We start from the raw sequence: 21,688 nt of genomic DNA on the forward strand, positions 1-21,688 counted from the left end.
TTCGCTTGCGCCTTTTCCTTCTTCCCCTATTGCTGCTGGCCGCGGCCCTGCCCGCCCAGGTGGCCGCTCCCGACTTCCTCTGCACCCGCTCCGAGGCGGGCGACGAGGTGCTGACCTGGTCAAACGTCGCCAACGATTGCGGCACCTTCCAGGGTACCGAGGTATATCGGGCGGAGTCCGCTGCCGGTCCATACACGCTGCTGACCACCCTGACCGATCCCGCCGCCACCGAATACCGCGACCCGAATCCCAACGGAAGCCAGTTGTTTTACTACCTGCAGTACGCCTACGATTGCCCGGGGGAGGCCGTACTGACCAGCGATACCCTCGACAGCTTTATTCCAGTATCCCCCGACCTCAGGTTCGTGAGTGTCGTCGACGGCAACCTCGAAGTACACTGGCGCCCCTCACCCTCCCCGGAGGTTAACCGCTACGTAATTCTTGAAGTAACGGATACCGCCGTGGTCCCCCTGGATACGGTGGGGCTCGACACGGTATATACGGTGACCGGGGTCCCGGAAGCGGAACTGACCCGGCGCAGCTACCGGGTGGCCGCCCTGGACGCCTGCGACAACGACAGCCCGCAGAGTGATATCCTCTCGGCCGTGGATTTAATCGGCTCCGGGGGGTCCGGTTGCGAATCCGACATTACCCTAATACCCCTTGAAGGCATCCTCACCACCATCACGTTGTTTGTTCCCGATTCCGGTGAGGTCCTGTCGCTGTACGCATCGACCAACGGGGGGGATTACGTTCTATCCGATACCTGGACGGAGGCGTCAACCGTCGATTCCATCGTAAATGGCTACACCTATTCCGCCGCAAATGACGGCGACAGTATCTGCTTCTACTTTGAAATGGAATATCCCGGGCTGGATATCCGGCAACGTACCCTTACCTATTGCCAAACGGTGGACATCGAGCAGCCCGTGCGCGACTTCTCGCTGTACGGCGTGGAGGTACAGGATGACGGGCTACTCTACTTCGCGTACGCGTATTCCTCCCCACCCCCCGTCGCTTATACGGCCGATCTGGAGCAGGTGAGCGGAGGGGACACGGTGGTTTACGTCGACGAGCTCGTTGGTTTTCTATCGCTGAACGAACTAACTTCCCTCGGTGCCCCGCCCGTCGTGCCCGGAGATTCCTTTCGCTTCGTACTGACCGACGGCTGCGAACGGAACGCCTTCAGCAATTACGTCAGTCCGGTCTTTCTTTTCGCGGATGCATCGGGCGGCGGAGCGCAGGTGCAATGGACCCCGCTAGAGAATGGCCTTCCCGGCACCCTTACCTACAATCTCTACCGCGTGACGGCGGATAGCACCCTGGAGTTGCTGGCCGGCAACCTGGATACGTTGACCTACCTCGACGACGACCCCAACGCCGGCAGCGTGCGCTGTTACCGGGTGGAGGCCATCTTTCAACCCGAGGGCTCCGCCGAGTCGTATTCCTTTCTCTCCAACGTGGCCTGCGTAGCCGAGGAGACCGGCGTCTACATCCCAAACGCCTTCAGTCCCAGTGCCACCCGCGACGAGAACCGGGTCTTCCGGCCCATCTTCACCGTCGCGGCGGGCATCAGGAACTACCGCCTGCAGGTTTTTGACCGGTGGGGCGGACTGCAGTTCACCACCGAGGATCCCGTGGCGGGTTGGGACGGGCGGCTAAACGGAAGGCTGGCGCCCGCGGGTGCCTACGTGTACGTCATAACCTTTACCTCCACCCAGGGAAACTTAGTGGAGTATAGCGGCGTTGTCAACGTACTTTACTAAAAGAAAGGCAAGCCAAAGTTTGGTGCTACCCCGCGTAGCGACCTACTTTTGCCCCCCGATGGTTGGGTGGCCGAGTGGCTAGGCAAAGGTCTGCAAAACCTTGTACGGCGGTTCGAATCCGCTCCCAACCTCACTAAACCGCGACGGGCCCGGCCCGCGCGGTTTTTTTTATGCAGGGTGACGGTAGAAGTTGCCCGGGATTTGCCTCAGCATGTCCCGGAAACTCCGTATCTTTGCGCTCCCTTAGCCCGATCCGGGCGGGGAGGGGTAAGGCTGCCCCCGAAGCGGCCATACGTTTTCACCTAGTTAAACCTTTCACGTCATGCAAGTAGACGATGATAAGGACCCGCAACAAGACGGGACCACCGAAGAGACCTCCACTGATAATATTACGCCGGAGGCACAACAATCCGTAGAAGACCAGGCCGCTCCCACCGAGGAGAATCCCACCCCTGAGATCACGGCCACCCAGTCCAAGATCAATCCCGGTGCCGACGCGAGCGACGGCAACGTAGCCAAGGCCAACGAAGATGCCGAGGAGAGTCTTGACGACGACGATTCAGACGACGATGACGACCGCAGCGGAGCCAAAGTGATCCGCAAGGAATCCAGCCGCGTATCCGTGGCCCTCACCGAAGAGGTGAAGGAAGAGGCCGTCGAGATCGACGAAGCCGACCAGAGCGGTGCCACCGGCGCCGCACACGATGCCTTCGCCTGGGACGCCATCGCCAAGATCGACAACCGCTACTCGCAGGAGGAGCGCGAGGCCATGGAAAAGGAGTACGAAGCCTCCATGACCAACATCCAGGAAGCCGAGATCATGTCGGCCAAGGTGTCGGCCATCATCGACGGCGACGTGATCCTCGACCTCAACTACAAGAGCGACGGCCTGCTCCCCCTCTCCGAGTTCCGTGACCAGGACGTCGAAGTAGGCAGCACCGTCGAAGTGTACGTAGAGCAGCAGGAAGACGAGCGCGGACAACTCGTGCTCAGCCGCCGCAAGGCCAAGCTGTTGCGCGCCTGGGACCGTATCCGCGACTCCTACGCCAACGGCACCGTCATCAACGGTAAGGTAATCAGCAAGACCAAGGGCGGCCTCATCGCCGACTGCGGCGGCCTGGAGACCTTCCTGCCCGGTTCGCAGATCGACATCAAGCCGATCGTGGACTACGATGCCTACGTAGGCAAGACCATGGAATTCAAGGTCGTCAAGATCAACGAGACGATCAAGAACGCCGTCGTTTCCCACAAGGCCCTCATCGAGAGCGACCTGGCCGAGCAGCGCGAAGCCATCATCGCCAGCCTCGAGCGCGGTCAGGTACTGGAAGGTATCGTCAAGAACATCACCGACTTCGGGGCCTTCCTCGACCTGGGTGGCGTCGACGGCCTCCTCTACATCACCGACATCAGCTGGGGACGCATCAACCACCCCAGCGACGTGCTGGAGCTCAACGAGAAGGTTAACGTGGCCGTACTCGACTTCGACGAGAACAAGAAGCGGATCAGCCTCGGCCTCAAGCAACTGCAGCCCCACCCCTGGGAGGTGCTGGACGACAACATCACCGAAGGCAGCACCGTCGAAGGCCGCGTAGTCAACATCGAAGACTACGGTGCATTCCTCGAAATCATGCCGGGCGTAGAAGGTCTGGTACACGTAAGCGAAGTAAGCTGGAGCAACCAGCCCATCAACGCCCGCGAGTACTTCACCGTCGGGGAAACCCGCAACGCCAAGGTGGTGACCATCGACCGGGACGACCGGAAGATGTCGCTCTCCATCAAGCAGATGCAGCAGGATCCCTGGGACAACATCTACGAGAACTTCTCCGTGGGTACCAAGCACACGGGTAAGGTCAAGAACCTCACGCCCTACGGTGTATTCGTCGAGCTCAACGACGGCATCGGCGGCATGATCCACATCAGCGACCTGTCCTGGACCAAGCGCTTCGGCCACCCGAGCGAATTCACCAAGGTTGGTGAGGACATCGACGTCACCGTACTGGAAGTCGACGAGCACAACCGCAAGATGTCGCTCGGACACAAGCAGCTCGAGGAAAACCCCTGGGACAGCTTCGAGTCGGTCTTCCCCGAAGGCAGCTACCACGAGGCCACCGTACTCCGCAAGGACGACCGCGGCGCCATCGTACAGATGCCCTACGGCCTGGAAGCCTACGCTCCGATCAAGCTCATGCGCAAGGAGGACGGCAGCATCGCCGAAGTGGACGAGACCCTCACCGTCAAGGTGATCGAGTTCGACCGCGACCAGAAGAAGCTCATGGTCAGCCACAGCCGCTACGTCAACGATATCCGCCGCGAGGCCAAGGATACCGTCGTCCGCGAGCGCCGCGAGGAAGAGAAGTTCACCCGCAAGGCGGTCAAGCAGACCAACTCCAGCAACGAACGCTCTACCCTGGGTGACCTGTCCGCCTTCGAGCAACTGCGCGAACAGCTCAACAACGAGAACGACGACGACGAGAAGTAGTCGGCGTTCAGCTACACGGCGTTGCCTACGGGCGGCGCGCGCGAGGCCCCTTCACCTGACCGGTGAAGGGGCCTTTTTTGTGGTGCTTCATCTCCGTTGGCCGCGAATTCACTTTTCTGGTGCTTTGCGGTACGCTCGTAATTTTCGGGTTGCGCTGCCGGAGGCAGCATTTTGCTGGCGCTGCCGGAGGCAGCATTGTACTGGCGCTGCCGGAGGCAGCGTTGTACTGGCGCTGCCGGAGGCAGCGTTGTACTGGCGCTGCCGGAGGCAGCGTCGTACCGGTGATGCATCGGCCGCGCGAAGTACCTTGGGCCACCATCCGGCCAAAACCTCCGCCCATGTCCGACAACGTCTCCACGCACTACCACGGAAAGCTACTGCTGCTCGGCGAATACTTCGTCCTCGACGGGGCTACGGCCCTGGCCGTGCCTACCCGGCGGGGGCAGCAGTTTACCGTCGGGCCGGCCGGGACGGACGCGCTCGTCTGGCACATGACCTACGCCGGAGATACCGCTCCGCAAACCTTCACGTTCACTGGAAACGACTGGGCCGACGCCCCGCAGGAGCCGACCGACGTACGCAGCCGGCTGCAGCAACTGTTCCACGCCGCGGAGCAGCTGCGGCCGGAAGCCACCGACGCCCTCCGCGGAAAGGAGATCACTTCGCGGCTCGATTTCCCACCGGAGTGGGGCCTGGGGAGCAGTTCGACCCTCGTGACCTTTTTGGCCGACTTTTTAGAAGTCAACCGCTACGCCCTGCTGGAAGCTACCTTCGGCGGCAGCGGGTACGACCTGGCATGCGCGGACGCGGAGGGTCCCCTGCTCTACCGCCGGGACGGCCACGCACCCTACGTCAACGAAATCGACTGGTACCCGGACTGGCTGCAAACCACCTGCTTCGTGTACCGCAACCGCAAGCAGAACAGCCGGGAGGCCATCGAACGCTACCAGAGCTCGGACATCGACGAAGAGACCCTCTGGGAGGCCAGCCAGCTCCCCCGCCTGTTCCTGCAGGCACCGCACCTGCGCGCCGCCGCCCGGATCGCTACGGAGTTCGAGCGGCTGGTGGCCGACCACCTGGGGCTGACGCCGGTACAGGAGGAGCACTTCGGCGACTTCGACGGCGCGGTCAAGAGCCTGGGGGCGTGGGGCGGCGACTTCGTATGGGCCATAAGCGAGCAGCCGCTGGAAAAGTCACGCACCTACTTCAACGACCGCGGCTACGCAACGGTTATCCCCTACAACGAACTGGTACTATGAGTAAGTGGAAAGCGGCCATCGTCAAGCGGATCGAGCAACGCAGCCCGACGGTGCGCAGTTTCTGGCTGGCGCTGCCCGACCGGGAAGTACTAGACTTCCGCCCCGGGCAATTCCTTACCCTCGATCTGCCGATCAGCGAGCGGCGGCGCGAACGGTGGCGGAGCTACTCCATTGCCGCCGCACCGGATGGGACGAACGAGGCGGAGCTCTGCGTGGTGCACCTACCGGGGGGGAAGGGCAGCACCTACCTCTTCGAGGAGACGCAGGTGGGTACCGAGTTGCTCACCAAAGATCCCGGCGGTGTCTTTACCCTGCCCGACCGCCCGCTGGATTTCGACGTAGTGATGGTGTGTACCGGCACGGGCATCGCCCCCTTCCGCGCCATGCTGCAGCAACGGCTCGGTCACGAGACGCGCCGTTTCCACCTCATCTTCGGCTGCCGGCGGCCCGAAGACCTGCTGTACCGCGAAGAACTGGCCGCGCTGGCCGAGGAATTTCCCAACTTCACGTATACCGCCGCGCTGAGCCGGGAACTTCCGGCGGAGCAGATGACCTTTGAGACGGTGGAGGGCTACGTACACCAAATCTACGAGCGCGACTACCCCACCCCCCGGCCCGACCTGCGTTTCTACCTCTGCGGCTGGAGCCAGATGGTGGACGAGGCTAAGGAGCGGCTTTTGCGGCTGGGATACGCCGAACAAGCCATCGTGCTGGAATTGTACGGCTAGTTCAGGTATCCTGGGTACGGGTTTTTAACGTGTCCCGCGGTTCACGCTATAGCTTATCCCTTGAGCACGACCGATACTGGTATGGGTACCCCCTGGAAATTAAATCCATATGTGACAGGGCATACAAAGGCTTGCCAAAGTGGGCTCAGTAAGCTCCGTGCATCCCTGCAACGGGGGACGAAGGTGACCGGTAATCCCCCGATCCAAAATCTGTGTTGCGGCGATCCACGTTCGAAGCCTGACTTATCGTCAAGCGGACCTAGTTCCTTCAACTAATGAACCATAGGCTCGCGCATCCGCCCAGCCAGATAACGCAGTGGCTAGCCGTTAGATCGTATGATTTGCTGTACTGGGTCCAAAAAGCGCGCCATTTCACGTATATTGAAGATGCATCTCCCAACAGTTTGGAAGATTCTGAATACTGTGGTGGTTATGCCATTGCCAAAGCGGAGCAGCCAGAACAGATGACAGGAAACCCTCCGATGACTCACCTTGAATTTTTCCAAGCCTTCCAGACACAGTATGCACTTTGCGAGGCAGGCCCGGGGGGTACGCCCCAACAGTAGGTCACAACGTCTGCAGGTCGATTCTGTGGTTCAGGATCGACCTGCATTTTTAAATAGAAATGCACATGAAACACCTACCCCACTATTTAATCTTACTTCAGCTTTGTCTATTTAGCAGTTCTTCTTCAGGTCAGACTAACCACGGTATCGAGGGAACCGTCATCTACCGTTGGCACAGCGATACGGCCATGATGGATAGTATTTTCAGGCAACTGCAGGACAAAAATCCCGCTGATTTCGCCATGGTTGGCGCAAATCTTCAACGTTCCGAACAGATTATTCGCCAGTTGACTTTCGAGCTCCTTTTTACCCCTACGGAGGCCGTATGGCAGATCGTGGAAGATGCGATGGCGGCCTCGGAGGATGCTGCCGGCCCTTACATGATGGTAAAGATGAGGGCCGGAGGTAATAGAATTCATTACGTCAACGTGACCGAAAAAGAGCGACTGTACGAAATCAAGTTCGGCCAGTCAGGAGGCGTCGTACACGTGACCACACCGTACGATAAATTCACCTGGCAACTTACCGGCAGAAGCAAACAGGTCGGTAAATACACTTGCCGGGAGGCCAAGGTGGAATATGTGGAAGGCACCGGCACGAACGGTAAGCCAATTACCCGATCGTACATAGCCTGGTTTACGCCGCAGCTACCTTACCCCTACGGTCCGGCAGGAATAGATGGCTTACCCGGCCTGATTCTCGAGCTATATTTTGATGAGCGGGCCATCACCGGCTACCGAGCGGAGTCGATTGACATCGAGCAGGTAGCGCACCCTTCCCTCCCCGCTTTGCAAAAACCGATGCAGGTAATGACGGAGGATGAAATTAATCAAGCGGCGGGAACCAGAATGCGGCGGATGTCGGATAATTGAGTCCTGCTGCATGCGTATACTATACCTGTATGTTCTGCTAGTTACCCTGCTGCCCAACCGGGCTATCAGTCAAATTGATGCCGAAGGTAGCGTCAGACTGAGCGGTACGGTCGTCGACGAAAGCTCCCAGATTCCCCTGGAATACGCCATGGTGGTAGTGACTGATGTACGGAACCCCGCAAGCTTCGCACACGTGCAGACCGATACCCACGGGCGGTTTTCGCTGTCACTCGACCCCAAGCGAGACGTTCGCCTTGAAGTATTCTATCTTGGATACGCGGACTACGGCACCTCACTTCCCGGATTGACCGGCGATACGACCGTGACCGTGTCCTTAGTAGCGCTGGATAACCAGCTCAGCGAAGTGGTCGTGCGGGACACTTTACCTCCGATTTCGTACCGCGAGGATACCGTCGTTTACAACGCCCGGGCCTTCTACACCGGCAGAGAGCGCAAACTCGGTGAGCTTATCGACCGGATGCCCGGGCTGGAGGTAAACGATGACAATTCCATCACGTACCGGGGCGAGCCCGTATCCACGTTGCTGGTAGAGGACAAGGCATTCTTCGGAGGAAATTCCAACCTGGCGTTGACCGGGCTGCCCGCTGACGCGGTCGGACGAATAGAAGTCCTGGAAGACTACCAACCCCTCGGATACAAACTGGACCCTAACGCAGAACGCAAGATCGCGTTGAATGTCCTGTTGCGGGAGGATAAGCGCAATGTGTACTTTGGTGAGGCCACCGGAGGAGCAGGGCCACCGGATTACTACAGCTTACGCCTGGATGCCTTTAACTACAACCGGGCGTACAACCTGTATGCGCTGGGCGGGGGGAATAACACCAATCAGGAGCTGCTGAGTTTCGCACAAACGGCTCAGCTACTGGGAGGCCCGCTGGGCATTACCGACGACGATCTTACTACCATCTTCGATTTAGCCCGGCAACTGGAACGCCCCCCGTATGTCCGGCAGAGCCGGGGAAGTTTTGCCGCCGTCGGAAGTGACTTCACGGTAGCCAAGCGATTGGACCTGCACCTTCACGGGATCGTTTCCGATCAAAAATATGCGACCCTTACGAATAACCTGAGCCGCTTCGAACCGACTCCGGACACACGAATCGTAGAGGAAGAACGGATCGACCGGGCGGTGAGCGCGACGGCCTACGCGCTCCAGGCCGATGCGAAGCTAAACCTGAAGGGGCAGCAAACCCTACTGGCCAGTGCACGCCTGCACGGCGTTTTTTCCCGGCAAGGCGCGCAGCAGATTTACCGGTCTAACTTTGGCGACCGGGATTCCCGGAGTGAAACGCATTACCAAGAGCAGGGATTCGAGTTCGCGGCGGAGTACGTGAAACGGAGTAGTGCTGGTCACGTGCACGTCATACGCGGCAGCGCCGAGCGCCGGATAACCAATGATTCCCTGAGCCTACTCAGCGATCGCCCCTTTCTCGAAAATTTGCTCGGTTGGCCCGGTGGGACCGATACTTTTTCACTGCAACAGGGCCTGCAAGACCGTAATTTCACGTGGCGCTTAAAGGACACGTATACCTACCGCTTCGGTCCGCGCCTGAACCTCAATAGCCAGATACGCATCGGAGGAAGTAACCACCTTTTCCATTTGCGGGGTGACGAAAGCGGGTCGGAGTTGCGAACCTTTCTTCGCGACGAACAGGCATTACGACTCACGCTTACCGCTACGCCAGGCCGGTGGAAGATAAACACCGGTGTCGCAATCGTACGAAACGGCTGGGGAGTACGGGATACCCAGCTTTACGCTAAGACGTTCCAATTGCTTCCCCAGGCCAGGGCTGAACGCACCTTTTCGGGCTTCGGGCGCATAAAATTCGAGTTCCAATCCTCCTTGAGGCCGTTGCCGATACAAGCTTTCTACCCAGGCCGGCGAATTCTGAACTTCACTACGGTCCAAACGGCATCCCTCAGCCTGCGGCCCTACGCCGTGCATACCCTCTCACTGGGGTACGACCGTGACTATCCGCTCAAGGACTTTTACTGGGGGATCGACCTTAATAGATCCCGAACGGCTGCGTCCCCGATAAACAGTATTCTACGCGTCACGGGCAACAATCGCGAAGTCAGCTACACGCAACGCCGTAGTTCGGTACGCAATACGCAGGTTCACCTCTACTTCACGCGGGGCTTCGCCACTACCACCTGGAAGCTCGATACCCGGTGGATTATTACGGATGACTACACCTTTCTGGTCGGTGGAGAACGAGCCCCTACTACCCGTAATATCTTGCTGGTCCGACCGGAGGTCAAAGTTCAAACTGGGAACACCGGTAGCGTAAAGTTAAGTAGCCAACTGACACGGCAACTCCTGCGGGGCGGTACCATTCGCAACGAGATATACACCCTAACCACAGAGGCGCAGTACACCGCTCGCTGGGGCAACTTTTCCCTGCGGCCCGCTGCGGAATTATCCCTTTTCGACTTTAGCGCTTCGCCAACGCGCTACGCCGCAGTCCGACTGACGGCCGACTACCAGTTTCCGAAGTCCCCGTGGAGGCTGGGGCTTACCGCTGCGGCACCCCTCGGAGGCAGGCAGGTACGTTCGTTCGAGCAAACGGAACTTTTCTACCAGGAAAGCACCTTTATGGTTTTTCCAGCCTTTGTGGTCGGGACGGTGAACTACGCATTCTGAGCAAATGGATGCCGATGGCGCGAGCGTCTACAGACAGATACGAAATAATCTCTGCCGAATTTTTTGCCTGCCTAACTTCCCCCTTACCTTCGCGGCTGATCCGGGCCCATAGCTCAGCGGTTAGAGCAGCGGACTCATAATCCGTTGGTCGTAGGTTCAAATCCTACTGGGCCCACTTTTTTAGTACGGTAGTTCTGTACTCGGGTAGTGCGCGCGCACTACCCGACTACCGTACGCACACCATCGAACACCGGCTTTCTGGGCAAGGTTAGACCAGGTAACCAAACCCTACGACCATGCGCTTCAACCAGCAGACCACACGGTACCGGATCTTCGACGCGAAGACCGAGCTTCCCGTGCCCGAAGACGACAAGAAAGACAAGAAATCCCCGTCGGCCACGCCCAAGAAGGACGTTGCCGACCAAGACGATGACGACCTGAAGAACGTGGACAAGAGCAAGGGCGGCTACGGCCACGGCTCCGGATTCGACAAGGACAAGTAACTATCCCCTACTTCCCCCAGCGGGAATCGAGGAACGGCGCACGGTACATTACCGCTTGCGCCGTTCTTCGTCTATGGCCTGCACCAGAGCCTTGACTTCGGTGGTAAAGTCCTTGTCGAGGATCCACTTCAGGTAGCTGGGTTCGCGGGCGAACACGTCGGCCACGGCCTTGCCGGCGTGCTTACCGAAATTGAAGACGGGTACGCCATCCGGGCCCCGCTTGATGCGGCGGGTGGCATCTAGGTAGCGGTCGTCGCGGCAAAATTCGGCGATGGAGTCGATGTCGGCGAAGGGCTCGATGACCGTCCCGTCCTCCTTGGTGAAGGTGGCGCCGGCGTAGTGCTTCAGCTGGCCCTGGAACACGTCGACCGTAGCGCGGACGTCGGCGAGGGCATCGTGGGCGTCCACCATTTCCTTACCGGCGTAAAACTTGAGGGCCGCGGCGAGGGTACGGGGCTCCATCTGGTAAAAGATGTGCTGGGCGTCGATGAGGCGGCGGGAGGCGGTATCGAGGTACAGGCCGGCGCGGTAAAACTCTTCCTGGAGCAGCGGCACGTCGTAGCGGTTGCTGTTGTAGCCGCCCAGGTCGGCGTCGCCGATGAAGTCGTAGAGTCGCTGGGCGACATCTGCGAAAACGGGGGCATCCTGCAGGTCGGCGTTGGTCAGCCCGTGAATGGCCGCCGCCTCCGCGCTGACGGGAACGGTGGGATTGATCTTCAGCTCGAGCTCCTCGGAGGGGCGACCGTCGGCGAACAGCTTGATCATTGCGATCTGTACGATGCGATCGCGGGTAAGGTTAAGGCCGGTGGCCTCCAGGTCGAAGAAGATCAAGTCGTTGGGCAGGGTCATGAGTGGAGCGGTATTTGTCGCGGTAGGAAAGGCCAAGGTAGGCAGCGTACGGGGATGATCAGCGGGGCATTCCCGAAGATTACTGGAGGACGGGGGCCGTCTGCTCCGCGAATCCGAGCTGCAGCTCCAGCTGTCGGGCCAGCGAAAGGCCCGCGCGGAGTTGGGCGGGACTCAGGCCACTGGCGTACTCTTCCGACCAACCCTCCACGAAGGCGGTCTGTGCCCGATAGTAGTTCGGAGTCAGGTTAACGGTCTGCAGGGCCTGCACCAGGGATTCCGTCCAGGCCCAGAGCGTGGGCTGCCGGAAGGCCTGCTGCACGAGGTACAGTACGCGCTGCTCGGCCGCGTTCTCGAGTTTGGCGGTCGTCTTCCAGGTGTGGGCCCAGTGCAGGTGGTCGGTGACGATACGTTGCAGGCGGGCGGGGTCGGGACGGCTGTCGCCGGTCAGGAGTTCGAGGAGCCGCCGGTGCATGGTAAAGTTGACCGCCGCGACGTAGCTGTCGGGTAATGGCAGGTCGTTGGCGCGCATGGTGCTCATCAACTGGTAGTTGTCGTAGTACACGTCCGAGAAGCTGGAGGCCGCGACTTCCAGGGTCCGGTCGGTCATTTCGAGCAGGATCTTCCGCTTCTCGTCGCGGAAGAGGTGCCAGATAGAGAAGGTCTGCCCGCTGAAGTTGTCCTTCATCAGGTTGATGACCTCACTGACGTGGCCGATGCGGAAGTGTCGCTCGAGCTCGGGCAGCAGGGCCTCGAAGTCGCGCACGTCCATGTCCTGACTGATTTCCCCGATCATGGCCTGCTGCCCCAGGTAGAGCACGGCGAAGCTGAAGTCGGAGTGGCTGGAGGTGATGTTGGACAGGATGCTCATCCGGCCGATGGACAGGCGGAAGGTGCCCGCCCGCAGCTGCTTGAGGGTATGCAGCTGGCTGCGGTAGTTGAAGAGTTTGAGCTGGGCGAGTTCCTCCTCGAAGAGGCTGGCGGCCGCAAAGTGCATGCCCACCCGTAGCAGGCCGACCCGGGCGGGAACCACGGATTCCCGGTAGGCCACAGCGGCGTTGGGGAGCACGTTGCTCTCGATCGACTCGAGGCGGGCGATGAATTCGGGGTGGTAGTTTTTCCCCGTGAGCACCTCGCACAGGTGCAGGGCCCGGTTGGCGTACTGGAGTACCTGCAGGGTTTCGATACCGGTCACCTCATTGAAGAACCAGGCGCAACTCGTGTACATAAGCATAGCGTGTCGCTGCATTTCCAGCAACCGCAGCATACGCACCCGCTGGCGGGGTTTCACTTCGCGCGCACGGGCCCAGTGGGCCAGAAACGCGTCCGCCGCCTGGGGGGACCGGTTGAGCACCAGTTCGATGTAGGCGTCACGGGCTTTCCAGCAGTCCGTGAAGAGCTGCCGCCCCTCCTTTTCGAAGACCTTAATCAATCGATCGCGTACCTCGTCGAGCGCGGCTCGCAGGGGTGCCCGCCAGCGCTGGTGCCAGCCCGGCCCGCCCCCGGTTTCGCAGCCGCAGTCGCTGCGCCAGCGCTCCACGCCGTGTACGCACGACCAGGAGCTGTTCTCGTGAATCTGGGCCTCCCAGGTCGGGGGGTGAAGCTCGAGGAACTCGCCGTAGTTGGTGAGTTGGAAATCCGGGTTTTTCTCGATCTCCTCCAGGCAGGCCGCCAGGGCCATCTCTCCCTTCGCGTGGTGGTGGCCGTAGCTCTCGCCGTCGGTGGCGATGTGGGCCAGCTGGACCTCCCCGTCGCCGTCGAGGCTATTCATGAGCTTATTGGCGAGGTAACGCCCGTCGTTGAGCAGGCCCTCGAAGGCTACGGCCTTAGCGACGTTTCCGTCGTAGAAAAACAGGACTATGCTCCGCCCGCTGGGCAGCACGCAGCGGTACGGGCGCCGGGGGTCCACCCCGCCGTTGACCTCGTGCCACTGTTCATCGGCGCCCGCCCGCACCGCCCGGCACTGCCGTGGCGCGAGAATGGTGTATACGATACCGTTATCCACCAGGTCTTCGAGGCATTCGGTGCTGATAGCCGTTTCGGCCAGCCACATGCCTTCCGGCCGGCGGCCGAAGCGGTGCTCGAAATCGGCGATGCCCCACCGGATCTGCGTCTGCCGGTCACGGGCATTGGCCAGGGGCATGATGATGTGGTTATAGCTCTGCGCCACCGCGGAGCCGTGCCCGCTGAACATCCGGCGGCTCTCCACATCGGCCTCCTGGATTCGGCGGTAGGTAGCGGGGTCGTGGGCCTCCAGCCACGAAAGCAGCGTCGGTCCCATGTTCCAGCTAATGCGGGCGTAGTTGTTACGGATGGCCCGGATGTGCTGTACGTCGTTCAGGACGCGGGCGGTAGCGTTGGGGGCGTAACACTCCTCGTTGATGCGCTCGTTCCAGTCGTGGTAGGGGGCCGCACTGTCCTGGATTTCAATGGTTTCCAGCCAGGCATTCTCGCGCGGCGGCTGGTAGAAGTGGCCGTGGATGCAGATATACTTGTGGGGTCGCGAACTCATACCGCAAAGGTACCGCGGAATACGCCGGCTGCGGCATACGGAAATGCCCGAAAAGCCGATCCGTAGCGCCCATAAACGCCGAACCTGAGCGCCGGGGCTTCGGTTAAAAAGGTGTAGCAACACTGCTATGCTGCAAGGAAAACCTGCTAACTAATGAAACGCGATTACGTACGGATGGGATTTTGGCTTACGCTGACGTACCTCCTCCTGTACTTCATTTTCACGATCTAATACCTTTTCCGGCGGTTGAACAGTCAACCCCGGATGCCACGCCACGTTCTCACGGGACGTCGCCGCCTGCGGTGACCTCCCCGGAAACGGGGCTTTTTTATTTACTTCAAAACCACAATTACTATGTTTAAGTTACCCGACCTCCCCTACGCCTTCGACGCGCTCGAGCCCAGCATCGACGCCCGCACGATGGAGATTCACCACGATAAGCACCACGCCGGCTACACCAGCAAGCTCAATTCCGCACTGGAAGGAAGCGACATGGCGGATAAGAGTATCGAGGATATCCTCGCCAACGTGAGCTCCGCCGGCACCGGCGTACGGAACAACGGTGGTGGATTCTACAACCACAGCCTGTTCTGGAAAGTCATGACCCCTAATGGCGGAGGCAAGCCGAGTGGCGAACTGGCTACGGCCATCGATAAGGCCTTCGGCAGCTTCGACGCCTTCAAGGAAAAGTTTTCTACCGCCGCTGCCGGACAGTTCGGATCCGGCTGGGCCTGGCTGATCGTCAAGGACAACGGTGAACTCGCCGTCACGTCGACCCCCAACCAGGATAACCCCCTGATGGACGTGGTCAGCGAGCGCGGTACGCCCATTCTCGGCCTCGACGTCTGGGAGCACGCCTACTACCTCAACTACCAGAACCGCCGCACCGATTACGTGGATGCCTTTTTCGACGTGATCAACTGGGATGAAGTCAACAAGCGGTACACTGCGGCCAAGTAGTCGATACTACTTCCCCAAAGATGAAAACCGCCGTCCGATTGCTCGGGCGGCGGTTTTTTATTGGTAGTAGCGGGGGGAGTTAAGCCATCGCGGTGCGGGCGGCATCGCGGTACCCTTCCATCTTCTCGCTGTCGGCGTTGCGGTAGCGGGGACCGCACTGCTGCAGTACGGCGCTCATTTCGTCGTCGGACAAGTTGGCGAACTGCTCGACCGAATTGACGCCGGCTTCCTCGAATCGCTTGGCCATGGTGGCGCCCACGCCGTGGATCTTGGTCAGTTCGCTTTCCGGGCCCTTGGTGGAGGGGCGGCCACGACGCGCAGTGGTCTTGCCCTTGCTGGCGGTGCCGGTCTTGGTAGCGGACTTGGTTTTGGTGGCCGACTTGCTGCTGCGGGTGCCGGACTTGCGGGCCGACTTCGCGGCACCGGTGGTCTTGCGCGGGCGACCGCGGCGGGGCTTGGGGGCGGGGGTTTCGGCGGCCGCCTCACTGACGGATTCCGGAGCTTCGCTGACGGCCTCGGCCATTTCACTGGCGCTTGCCTCGGTGGTGGCGTCTTCCTGGGTTGCTTTACGGCGCGTACGCTTGGGCGACGTCTTCTTGGAGGAAGTCTTCTTGGGGGTCGTCGCGGTAGAGGCGGTCGAGTTTATTTCCGCAAGAGCAGCCTGATCGTCCTTTACTACATCCAGTTGCTGCTCCAGGCTGGCGACTTTCTGTTCTAGGCTCTTGATCTTGGCCTTGGCGGCCTTCAGCTTTTTCTTGTTCTTCTTCTGTCGCGTAGCGCCTTCGGTGAAGACTTCCTGCGCGGCGTCAAAGCGGGAGATTACCGCCTTTAATTCTTTCTTTAAACTGGCCATTTGAAACGTTTGAGTGAATAATATCGATTTATAGTTCACCGGGCAATACCCGGATAGTTGGTTTGCATGTACTAAGGAGCAATACGGGGTACACATTCTTGACCCGGGGGAATACCCACCGGTAATTGAGAAACGTGCTGGGGTTATTACCCCCGTACCAGAGCATAGAATAGTAGTAGATCAGCATTTGCCCGCGTCACCATTTTGATTTAGCAGACGATCAATACATACAATACCTAACTCTAGTTATTGTTCTTTCGTTGATCACAAAGGTAGGGTATTTACCAGTAATAGTGCGATTAATGATTTCGCCGGTCCTCTCCCCAGTTTAATTTACCGCGCAGGGTATCCATAAAGGTTATATCCGGAAGCTTTACCAGATCAATACCAAAATCGTTTTTACGTACTGCCAGTTCGTGTACCGCGGTAACGGTTTCAAAACGACTGTCGAGTGTAGACAGGAAGTTATCGGCGCGTCCTTCAATCTGGAAGGATATTACCGCATCGTCGCTGATCACGATCGGCCGCACGTTCAGATTATGGGGGGCCACGGGAGTTACGACGAAATTCCCGCTTCCCGGGAATATAATCGGCCCGCCGCAGCTGAGACTATATCCCGTGCTCCCGGTCGGAGTAGAAACGATGATGCCATCGGCCCAGTAACTGTTCAGGTATGCCCCGTTGATATAGGTATGGATGGTGATCATCGACGACGTATCCCGTTTCAGCAGCGTAAAGTCGTTCAGCGCATACGGGCTCTCGCCAAATACGGGGAGGTTGCTTTCGAGGTATAGCATATCCCGGTGTTCGGTTTCGAAGCGGCCCCGGGCCAGCAGCCGCAGGGCATCGCGCATTTTGGTCTTTTCCACCCGCGCCAGAAATCCCAACCGCCCGAGATTGATTCCCAGCACGGGTATTTTATAATCCTTGATCATCAGGATCGCACTAAGAATGGTACCATCCCCCCCAAGGGTTATGACCATATCGAATTTCTTGATTCTGAAATCAAGGTGGCTCTCGAATATGCCTACGTCCCGGGAAAAATGAATGTGCGGCCGTATCTGTTCCAGATAGGGGCCGTATACGTACGTCGAGAAATTATCGGCCGCCAGCAGGTCGAATAGTTCCTGGACGTGCTCGCGGTCCGACTCCTTGTACACCTGGCTGTAGATTACTACCTGCATATTCTCCTTCGCTTTAACGACCTCCGTGGTACAAGAGTACGAAATCTTACGCGCCGGGTCCTACCCCGCCCGCTACCGCGGCCAACTGTTCGGCGACCGCCGCTGCGGCGCGGTCCCAGCTGTACACATCTTTGCGGGCGTGCCCGGCCGCTACCAGGGAAGCGGCCAGGGCGGGATCTTCCGCGATGCGGGTCAACCCCTCGGTGATGGAGCTTTCCCGCCGGGGATCTACAAACACGGCAGCGCTACCGGCCACTTCGGGGAGACTGCTGGTATTGGACGTCACGATGGGTACCCCGGCGTGCATGGCCTCCAGCAGCGGTACGCCAAATCCTTCACTCAGGCTTGGATAGACCAGGGCAAGGGCACCGCCCAGGGCACGTACCAGGGCGTCTTCCGGCAGGTATCCGAGGAAGACGATATCGGACCGGAACGGGCTGTCGGCGTACGCCCGCTCGATCGCTCCGGTCTGCCAGGCCATCCGCCCGCCGAGGACGAGGCGCACGGGAGGTCCGCCACCCGCGCGGAAGCCGTTGTAGGCCCGGATGAGCCGTGCTACGTTCTTCCGCGGATGGATTGCCCCGAGGTAAAAGAAGTATGCCGATCCGTCGGCAAAGTCATCGCGTGCGCGGGTGCGCTCCTCCGCGCTGAGGGGCCGAAACTCCGGGCGTACCCCGTTACAGGTCAGCGCGATCTTCTCCCCGGGTACGCCATAGACCCGCTGGATATCGCCGCGCACGTATTCCGATACCGTCAGTATCCGGGCGGCGCGGTCGAGGAAGCGGGGTACGGTACGTCGGTAGTACGCACGGGCCCGGCGGGGAATCTCATTCGGATAATGTACGTGCGCGATATCGTGGGTCACCATAACCTGGGGCACGGACGTACGTAAGGAACAATACCCGTCAAGATGAAGCACCACGTCCGCCTCCCATGCCCGTACCGCGCGGGGCAGGGCATAGTCAAACCACAACTTCCAGAGTATGGGATCCCGGGCCGGGGGAAAGATGGCGCGGCCGGTCACCCGCGGATCGGCCGTAAGGACCGGATCGAAGGGGCGGTCAAAGCAGTAAAGCCATTCCGCAGCGGGAAGCAGTTCGGGTAGGCGGCGGCATATTTCCCGGGTGAAGTACCCGATGCCCTCGAGCTCGCCCGGGCGTAGGAAGCGGGTATTTACTGCTACCCTCACTGGAAGGCCCCGATTGGGGGACGACGGAATACGATGTTATCCGATTCGAGTCCCAAACCGGTAAGGTAGGACTCGATATCTGTCAGTTCCTGCAGTCCTCCCGCGGCATCAATGGCGTAGGAGAGATAGCCTTCCGCGGCCAGGCTGGCGGCCGCTTGGCGGTGTGGGGCATTATCCGCGGTGGCGTATTCCATAGCGATCTGGGGGGAATTGTCTTTCAGATACGGCAACAGGCCGCTGATGACCAAGTTTTCCGCGCCCTCCACGTCGATCTTGATCACGTCCGGTCGCAAGCTTTCCTGTTCCAGAAAGTCATCCAGGCGGATGGTATCCACGCGGACGGTTTTCGGGGGATTGCGCGCGTACCATGCTTCATTGCTATACCTCACCGTATCGAGCGTATTGTATTCGGCGTATAAATTTGGAAACTCGAGAAACTCCCGCCCCCCCCCGAAGTTTCGGCGGCGGCCAGGTTCCACGCCTCCACGCCGGCCGGCCGGACGTTGGACGCCAAGGTAGCAAAGGTGGTCGGAGAAGCCTCCAGGGCGACCACCCGTCCGCCCCCGCCGAACCGCCGGGCCGCGAGGAGCGAAAAGTACCCGTAGTGCGCCCCGACGTCCAGGAAGCTGTTGCCCCTTCTCAGGGTTTTAACCAGGTAGCGCGCCAGGCGCAACTCCGAATCGTGGGTCTTGCCGCCCGTCAGGTAAATATCCGTTCCCGACGGAAGCCGAACTTCAAAGCGGTCGCCCCAGCAGGTACGGCACCTGCGCGGCAGCGCCCTACCCGTCCTGCGGTATAGCAGGGTACGGTGCAGCAGGGCAACGGGATAACCTACCGGCCGGTGCAGCCACCGCCGCAGGCGTGATCCCTCGGCCAGGCCAGATACCTGTCTGATGCGCTGTAAAAGTTCTGTTTCGGTCATGGGGTCAGAAACTGAAGTTGAAATTTAGGTAGACACCGTCCTCCCCCAGGTGATTGCGATTGTACTGGATACCGCCGACCATATCGTAGTACAGTACGACATCCAGGCTTGCCCCGATACCCGTCAGCAGGATATTATTGAGGGCGTTGGAGGTATCGCGAAAGGGCGCATTGGCGATTCCCTGATTAAACTGAAGCGATACGAGTACCCGCAACGGGATATACCGGAAGGCATCAATGAAAACGAGGGGCCCGAGGTCAAGTTTGGTGCGGAACAACTCCCGCCGCACGCCGGCGCGCCAGATAAGCATGTCCAGCCCATCTACCACGTAAAATTGGTAACCCGTGATGCCGTTACTGCCGAATCCTATGGCCCGGTTTTCCAGGAAGGGTTGCTGGGTGCGGATAATGCTGTATTTACCCGCGAGACCATAATTGAAGGAATAATGCTCGCCGAAGGGTACGAACCGGCGGTAATCGGCGTGTACCTCGAGACCGTCCCGCTCGCCGAATATTCCAAGCCCGTCTTTTGATATGCCCACGTTGAGGTACATCCCGCGCCAGGGGTAGTTGCGCACGTCGCGGCGGTCGTTGCGAAAGTCGTAGCCGATACGAAAGTATTCCTGGCTGCTGCGGCCGCCGCCGTAGAACTCGGGATTGAGGTCTTGGGCGATGGTATCGGCGATGCGGCTGTAGCGCCACCCCAGCTGCACGGCGTGGGAGACGTATATCTTGCGCCGGTAGTTCAGCGTCAGCGCGGCGGCGGAGCGGCGGTAGACGAAGCGGGTGGAGTCGGAATAAAACAGTTGCTGGTTATCCCGCGTCAGGTAATTCTGTTCCCGCCGGCGGCTGAAGTCCACGTCGGCCGAGATTCCTACGGTGCCCGCCGGGTTCAGGTAGGGAAAGATGTAGCTGGCCTCCGTCGCGCGGGTGTAGCCGGTGGTGTACCCGACCTTCAGCTTGTCACGCCGCCCGGTAAAGTTATAGTGGGTGAGCTTTCCGCCGATGTTCACCCGGTCGAGCGAGCGGCCCTGCTCGTTCCACCAGACGTTGAAATTGCGGTCGGCCAGTTCGAATACCGGCACGGGGTAGATATACCAGGTTTCGCGTATGTTGACGAAGATCGTCGTGCTGCCCTCCGCCAGCGCGGCCGTATCGTAGGCCATCTCGATACTCGCGAAGAGGCCGGTATTCATCAGATTGTTGTAGCTGCGCCCTACTTCGAAGTCGAGGTCGTCCAGCGGAATCAGATCGCCGCCGGAGAAGGTCATTTCGCGGTAGATGACCCGGGAACGCGTCTTATTGTGCCCGTCCAGGACGATGCCGTCAATGCGCACGGAATCTCCGGGATCCGCCGCGGCAAGCAGCGGCGCCAGTAACAGGAGCATAACCGTGAGTAACTTCATTAAGGGTAGTGTATTATCCGATAGCAAGCGTTGGTGGCGTGAATAGCGGGGATCAGTCGGTAAGAACGTAAATAAGCCCGGCATCGTTTGTCCCGTCACTTGCGCTTGCTCAGAAACACTCCCAGCAACACCAGTGCGATCGCCGGCACCTGTAGGGTCGCGAAGCCCTCGCCGTCCAGCAATCCCCACGTCAGGGCGACCACCGGAATGAGGTAGCTGACGGTGCTGGCGAATACCGGGCCCGTCCGTTGAATGAGCCGGAAGAAGACGAAACTGGCCAGCACCGTACTGCCCACCGCCAGAATCGAAACGTACCCCAGCGCCCGCAGCCCCGCGCCGCCGCTCTCCCGTATGGTCTCCACTACCCCACCCGCCGCGAGGGCGTACACCAGCGCCGGCAGGCCCACCAGGAAGAAGCTCGTCACCGTGATCGTCAGCGAGGGCAGCTTCCGAAAGTAGGTCCCCACCAGGTTGGCGGAGGTGCCGTAGCAGAGACAGGCCGCGAGCACCAGGCCCGCATACAGCAGCTGCCCCGCCGGTTCCTCGCGGCCCGGCGACACGTACGCCAGGGTTACGGCGCCGATCAGGCCCACCGAAATCCCGATCACCTGCTCGCGCACCGGTCGGTTGCGGAAGACCAGCCACGCCACCAGAAAAGTGCAGAGGGGCGTCAGGCTGCTGAGCATCCCGGTGAGGCTGCTGCTCAGGTGGTTCTGGGCCGCGGGAAACAGGAAGGAGGGCAGGGCCGTCCCCGTCAGCCCTACCAGAAAAAGCAGCGGCAGTTGGCGGCGCTCGATCCGTCGGAGGTGGGTAGCGGCGAAGGGGGCCAGCGCGAGCGCGGAGATCCCGAGCCGCAGAAGCGCTACCTGTCGGGCACTGAATACGTCCAGTCCCCACTTGATGAGTACGTAACTGCTGCCCCAGATCAGGCTCAGCCCCAGCAGCGTCAGAAAGTCTACCGGGGTGGGTCGCTCGTCCATCC

General features: G+C 60.0%; 17 protein-coding genes and 2 tRNA genes. 10 read left to right on the top strand and 9 right to left on the bottom strand.

Features of this window, described 5'->3' with window-relative positions; translation table 11 throughout:
* Positions 1 to 5 precede the first annotated feature (5 nt).
* The 9 genes from DQG19_RS09410 to DQG19_RS09455 all read left to right on the top strand — a co-directional run bounded on the left by DQG19_RS09410 (position 6) and on the right by DQG19_RS09455 (position 10,835).
* The gene (locus DQG19_RS09410) at positions 6 to 1,766 is read left to right on the top strand and encodes a gliding motility-associated C-terminal domain-containing protein (protein WP_157974415.1); all 1,761 of its coding nucleotides are present in this window, start codon (positions 6 to 8) and stop codon (positions 1,764 to 1,766) included.
* Between the two features lie 60 nt (positions 1,767 to 1,826).
* Positions 1,827 to 1,897 (top strand) — tRNA-Cys (locus DQG19_RS09415).
* 191 nt (positions 1,898 to 2,088) lie between these two features.
* Positions 2,089 to 4,245: a 30S ribosomal protein S1 gene (rpsA, locus tag DQG19_RS09420; protein WP_116126003.1), complete on the top strand. Its 2,157-nt coding sequence runs from the start codon at positions 2,089 to 2,091 to the stop codon at positions 4,243 to 4,245.
* A 338-nt stretch (positions 4,246 to 4,583) separates the two neighbouring features.
* Entirely contained in the window at positions 4,584 to 5,504 is a 921-nt protein-coding gene (locus DQG19_RS21195) for a GYDIA family GHMP kinase (RefSeq protein WP_116126004.1), read from the top strand.
* Entirely contained in the window at positions 5,501 to 6,232 is a 732-nt protein-coding gene (locus DQG19_RS21545; RefSeq protein ID WP_116126005.1) for a ferredoxin--NADP reductase, read from the top strand. Before DQG19_RS21195 ends, DQG19_RS21545 begins: the two co-directional genes overlap by 4 nt.
* Before the next feature lie 631 nt (positions 6,233 to 6,863).
* A complete protein-coding gene (locus tag DQG19_RS09440; protein WP_157974417.1) occupies positions 6,864 to 7,670 on the top strand; it encodes a GLPGLI family protein in 807 nt (268 codons plus the stop codon).
* A 10-nt stretch (positions 7,671 to 7,680) separates the two neighbouring features.
* The gene (locus tag DQG19_RS09445) at positions 7,681 to 10,332 is read left to right on the top strand and encodes a carboxypeptidase regulatory-like domain-containing protein (RefSeq protein WP_157974418.1); all 2,652 of its coding nucleotides are present in this window, start codon (positions 7,681 to 7,683) and stop codon (positions 10,330 to 10,332) included.
* A 102-nt stretch (positions 10,333 to 10,434) separates the two neighbouring features.
* Positions 10,435 to 10,507: transfer RNA gene (locus DQG19_RS09450), tRNA-Ile, on the top strand.
* Between the two features lie 121 nt (positions 10,508 to 10,628).
* Positions 10,629 to 10,835 (top strand): hypothetical protein, encoded by a 207-nt coding sequence (locus DQG19_RS09455; RefSeq protein ID WP_116126009.1) that lies wholly within the window; start codon positions 10,629 to 10,631, stop codon positions 10,833 to 10,835.
* 48 nt (positions 10,836 to 10,883) lie between these two features.
* On the opposite strand, the gene DQG19_RS09460 is transcribed toward DQG19_RS09455, so the two are convergent.
* Complete coding sequence (locus DQG19_RS09460; RefSeq protein ID WP_116126010.1) at positions 10,884 to 11,684, bottom strand: 3'-5' exonuclease; 801 nt, start codon at positions 11,682 to 11,684, stop codon at positions 10,884 to 10,886.
* Between the two features lie 79 nt (positions 11,685 to 11,763).
* Complete coding sequence (locus DQG19_RS09465) at positions 11,764 to 14,193, bottom strand: DUF3536 domain-containing protein (RefSeq protein WP_116126011.1); 2,430 nt, start codon at positions 14,191 to 14,193, stop codon at positions 11,764 to 11,766.
* A gap of 354 nt (positions 14,194 to 14,547) precedes the next feature.
* Between DQG19_RS09465 and DQG19_RS09470 the strand changes: the two genes are divergently transcribed.
* On the top strand, positions 14,548 to 15,153 hold the full coding sequence (locus DQG19_RS09470; RefSeq protein WP_116126012.1) for a superoxide dismutase: 606 nt from the start codon (positions 14,548 to 14,550) through the stop codon (positions 15,151 to 15,153).
* 79 nt (positions 15,154 to 15,232) lie between these two features.
* Here the strand turns inward: DQG19_RS09470 and DQG19_RS09475 are convergent, their stop codons facing one another.
* From DQG19_RS09475 to DQG19_RS09505, 7 genes are all read right to left on the bottom strand, one after another.
* Entirely contained in the window at positions 15,233 to 16,006 is a 774-nt protein-coding gene (locus DQG19_RS09475) for a helix-hairpin-helix domain-containing protein (RefSeq protein WP_116126013.1), read from the bottom strand.
* A gap of 299 nt (positions 16,007 to 16,305) precedes the next feature.
* The gene (locus DQG19_RS09480) at positions 16,306 to 17,190 is read right to left on the bottom strand and encodes an NAD kinase (RefSeq protein ID WP_116126014.1); all 885 of its coding nucleotides are present in this window, start codon (positions 17,188 to 17,190) and stop codon (positions 16,306 to 16,308) included.
* 46 nt (positions 17,191 to 17,236) lie between these two features.
* Positions 17,237 to 18,379 carry a glycosyltransferase family 4 protein gene (locus DQG19_RS09485; RefSeq protein ID WP_116126015.1) on the bottom strand — a complete coding sequence of 381 codons (1,143 nt, stop codon included), beginning with the start codon at positions 18,377 to 18,379 and terminating at the stop codon, positions 17,237 to 17,239.
* Positions 18,376 to 18,858, bottom strand: coding sequence for an FkbM family methyltransferase (locus DQG19_RS21470; protein WP_116126016.1), 483 nt, complete (start codon positions 18,856 to 18,858; stop codon positions 18,376 to 18,378). The genes DQG19_RS09485 and DQG19_RS21470 overlap by 4 nt, the downstream gene beginning before the upstream one ends.
* Positions 18,765 to 19,301 carry an FkbM family methyltransferase gene (locus DQG19_RS21475; RefSeq protein ID WP_116126017.1) on the bottom strand — a complete coding sequence of 179 codons (537 nt, stop codon included), beginning with the start codon at positions 19,299 to 19,301 and terminating at the stop codon, positions 18,765 to 18,767. The genes DQG19_RS21470 and DQG19_RS21475 overlap by 94 nt, the downstream gene beginning before the upstream one ends.
* 4 nt (positions 19,302 to 19,305) lie before the next feature.
* A complete protein-coding gene (locus DQG19_RS09500) occupies positions 19,306 to 20,706 on the bottom strand; it encodes a BamA/TamA family outer membrane protein (protein WP_157974420.1) in 1,401 nt (466 codons plus the stop codon).
* Between the two features lie 95 nt (positions 20,707 to 20,801).
* Positions 20,802 to 21,686, bottom strand: a complete 885-nt coding sequence (locus tag DQG19_RS09505) for a DMT family transporter (RefSeq protein WP_116126019.1) — start codon at positions 21,684 to 21,686, stop codon at positions 20,802 to 20,804.
* Between the last annotated feature and the right edge of the window lie 2 nt (positions 21,687 to 21,688).

Source organism: Lewinella sp. IMCC34183, assembly GCF_003390915.1.
GTDB lineage: Bacteria > Bacteroidota > Bacteroidia > Chitinophagales > Saprospiraceae > Neolewinella.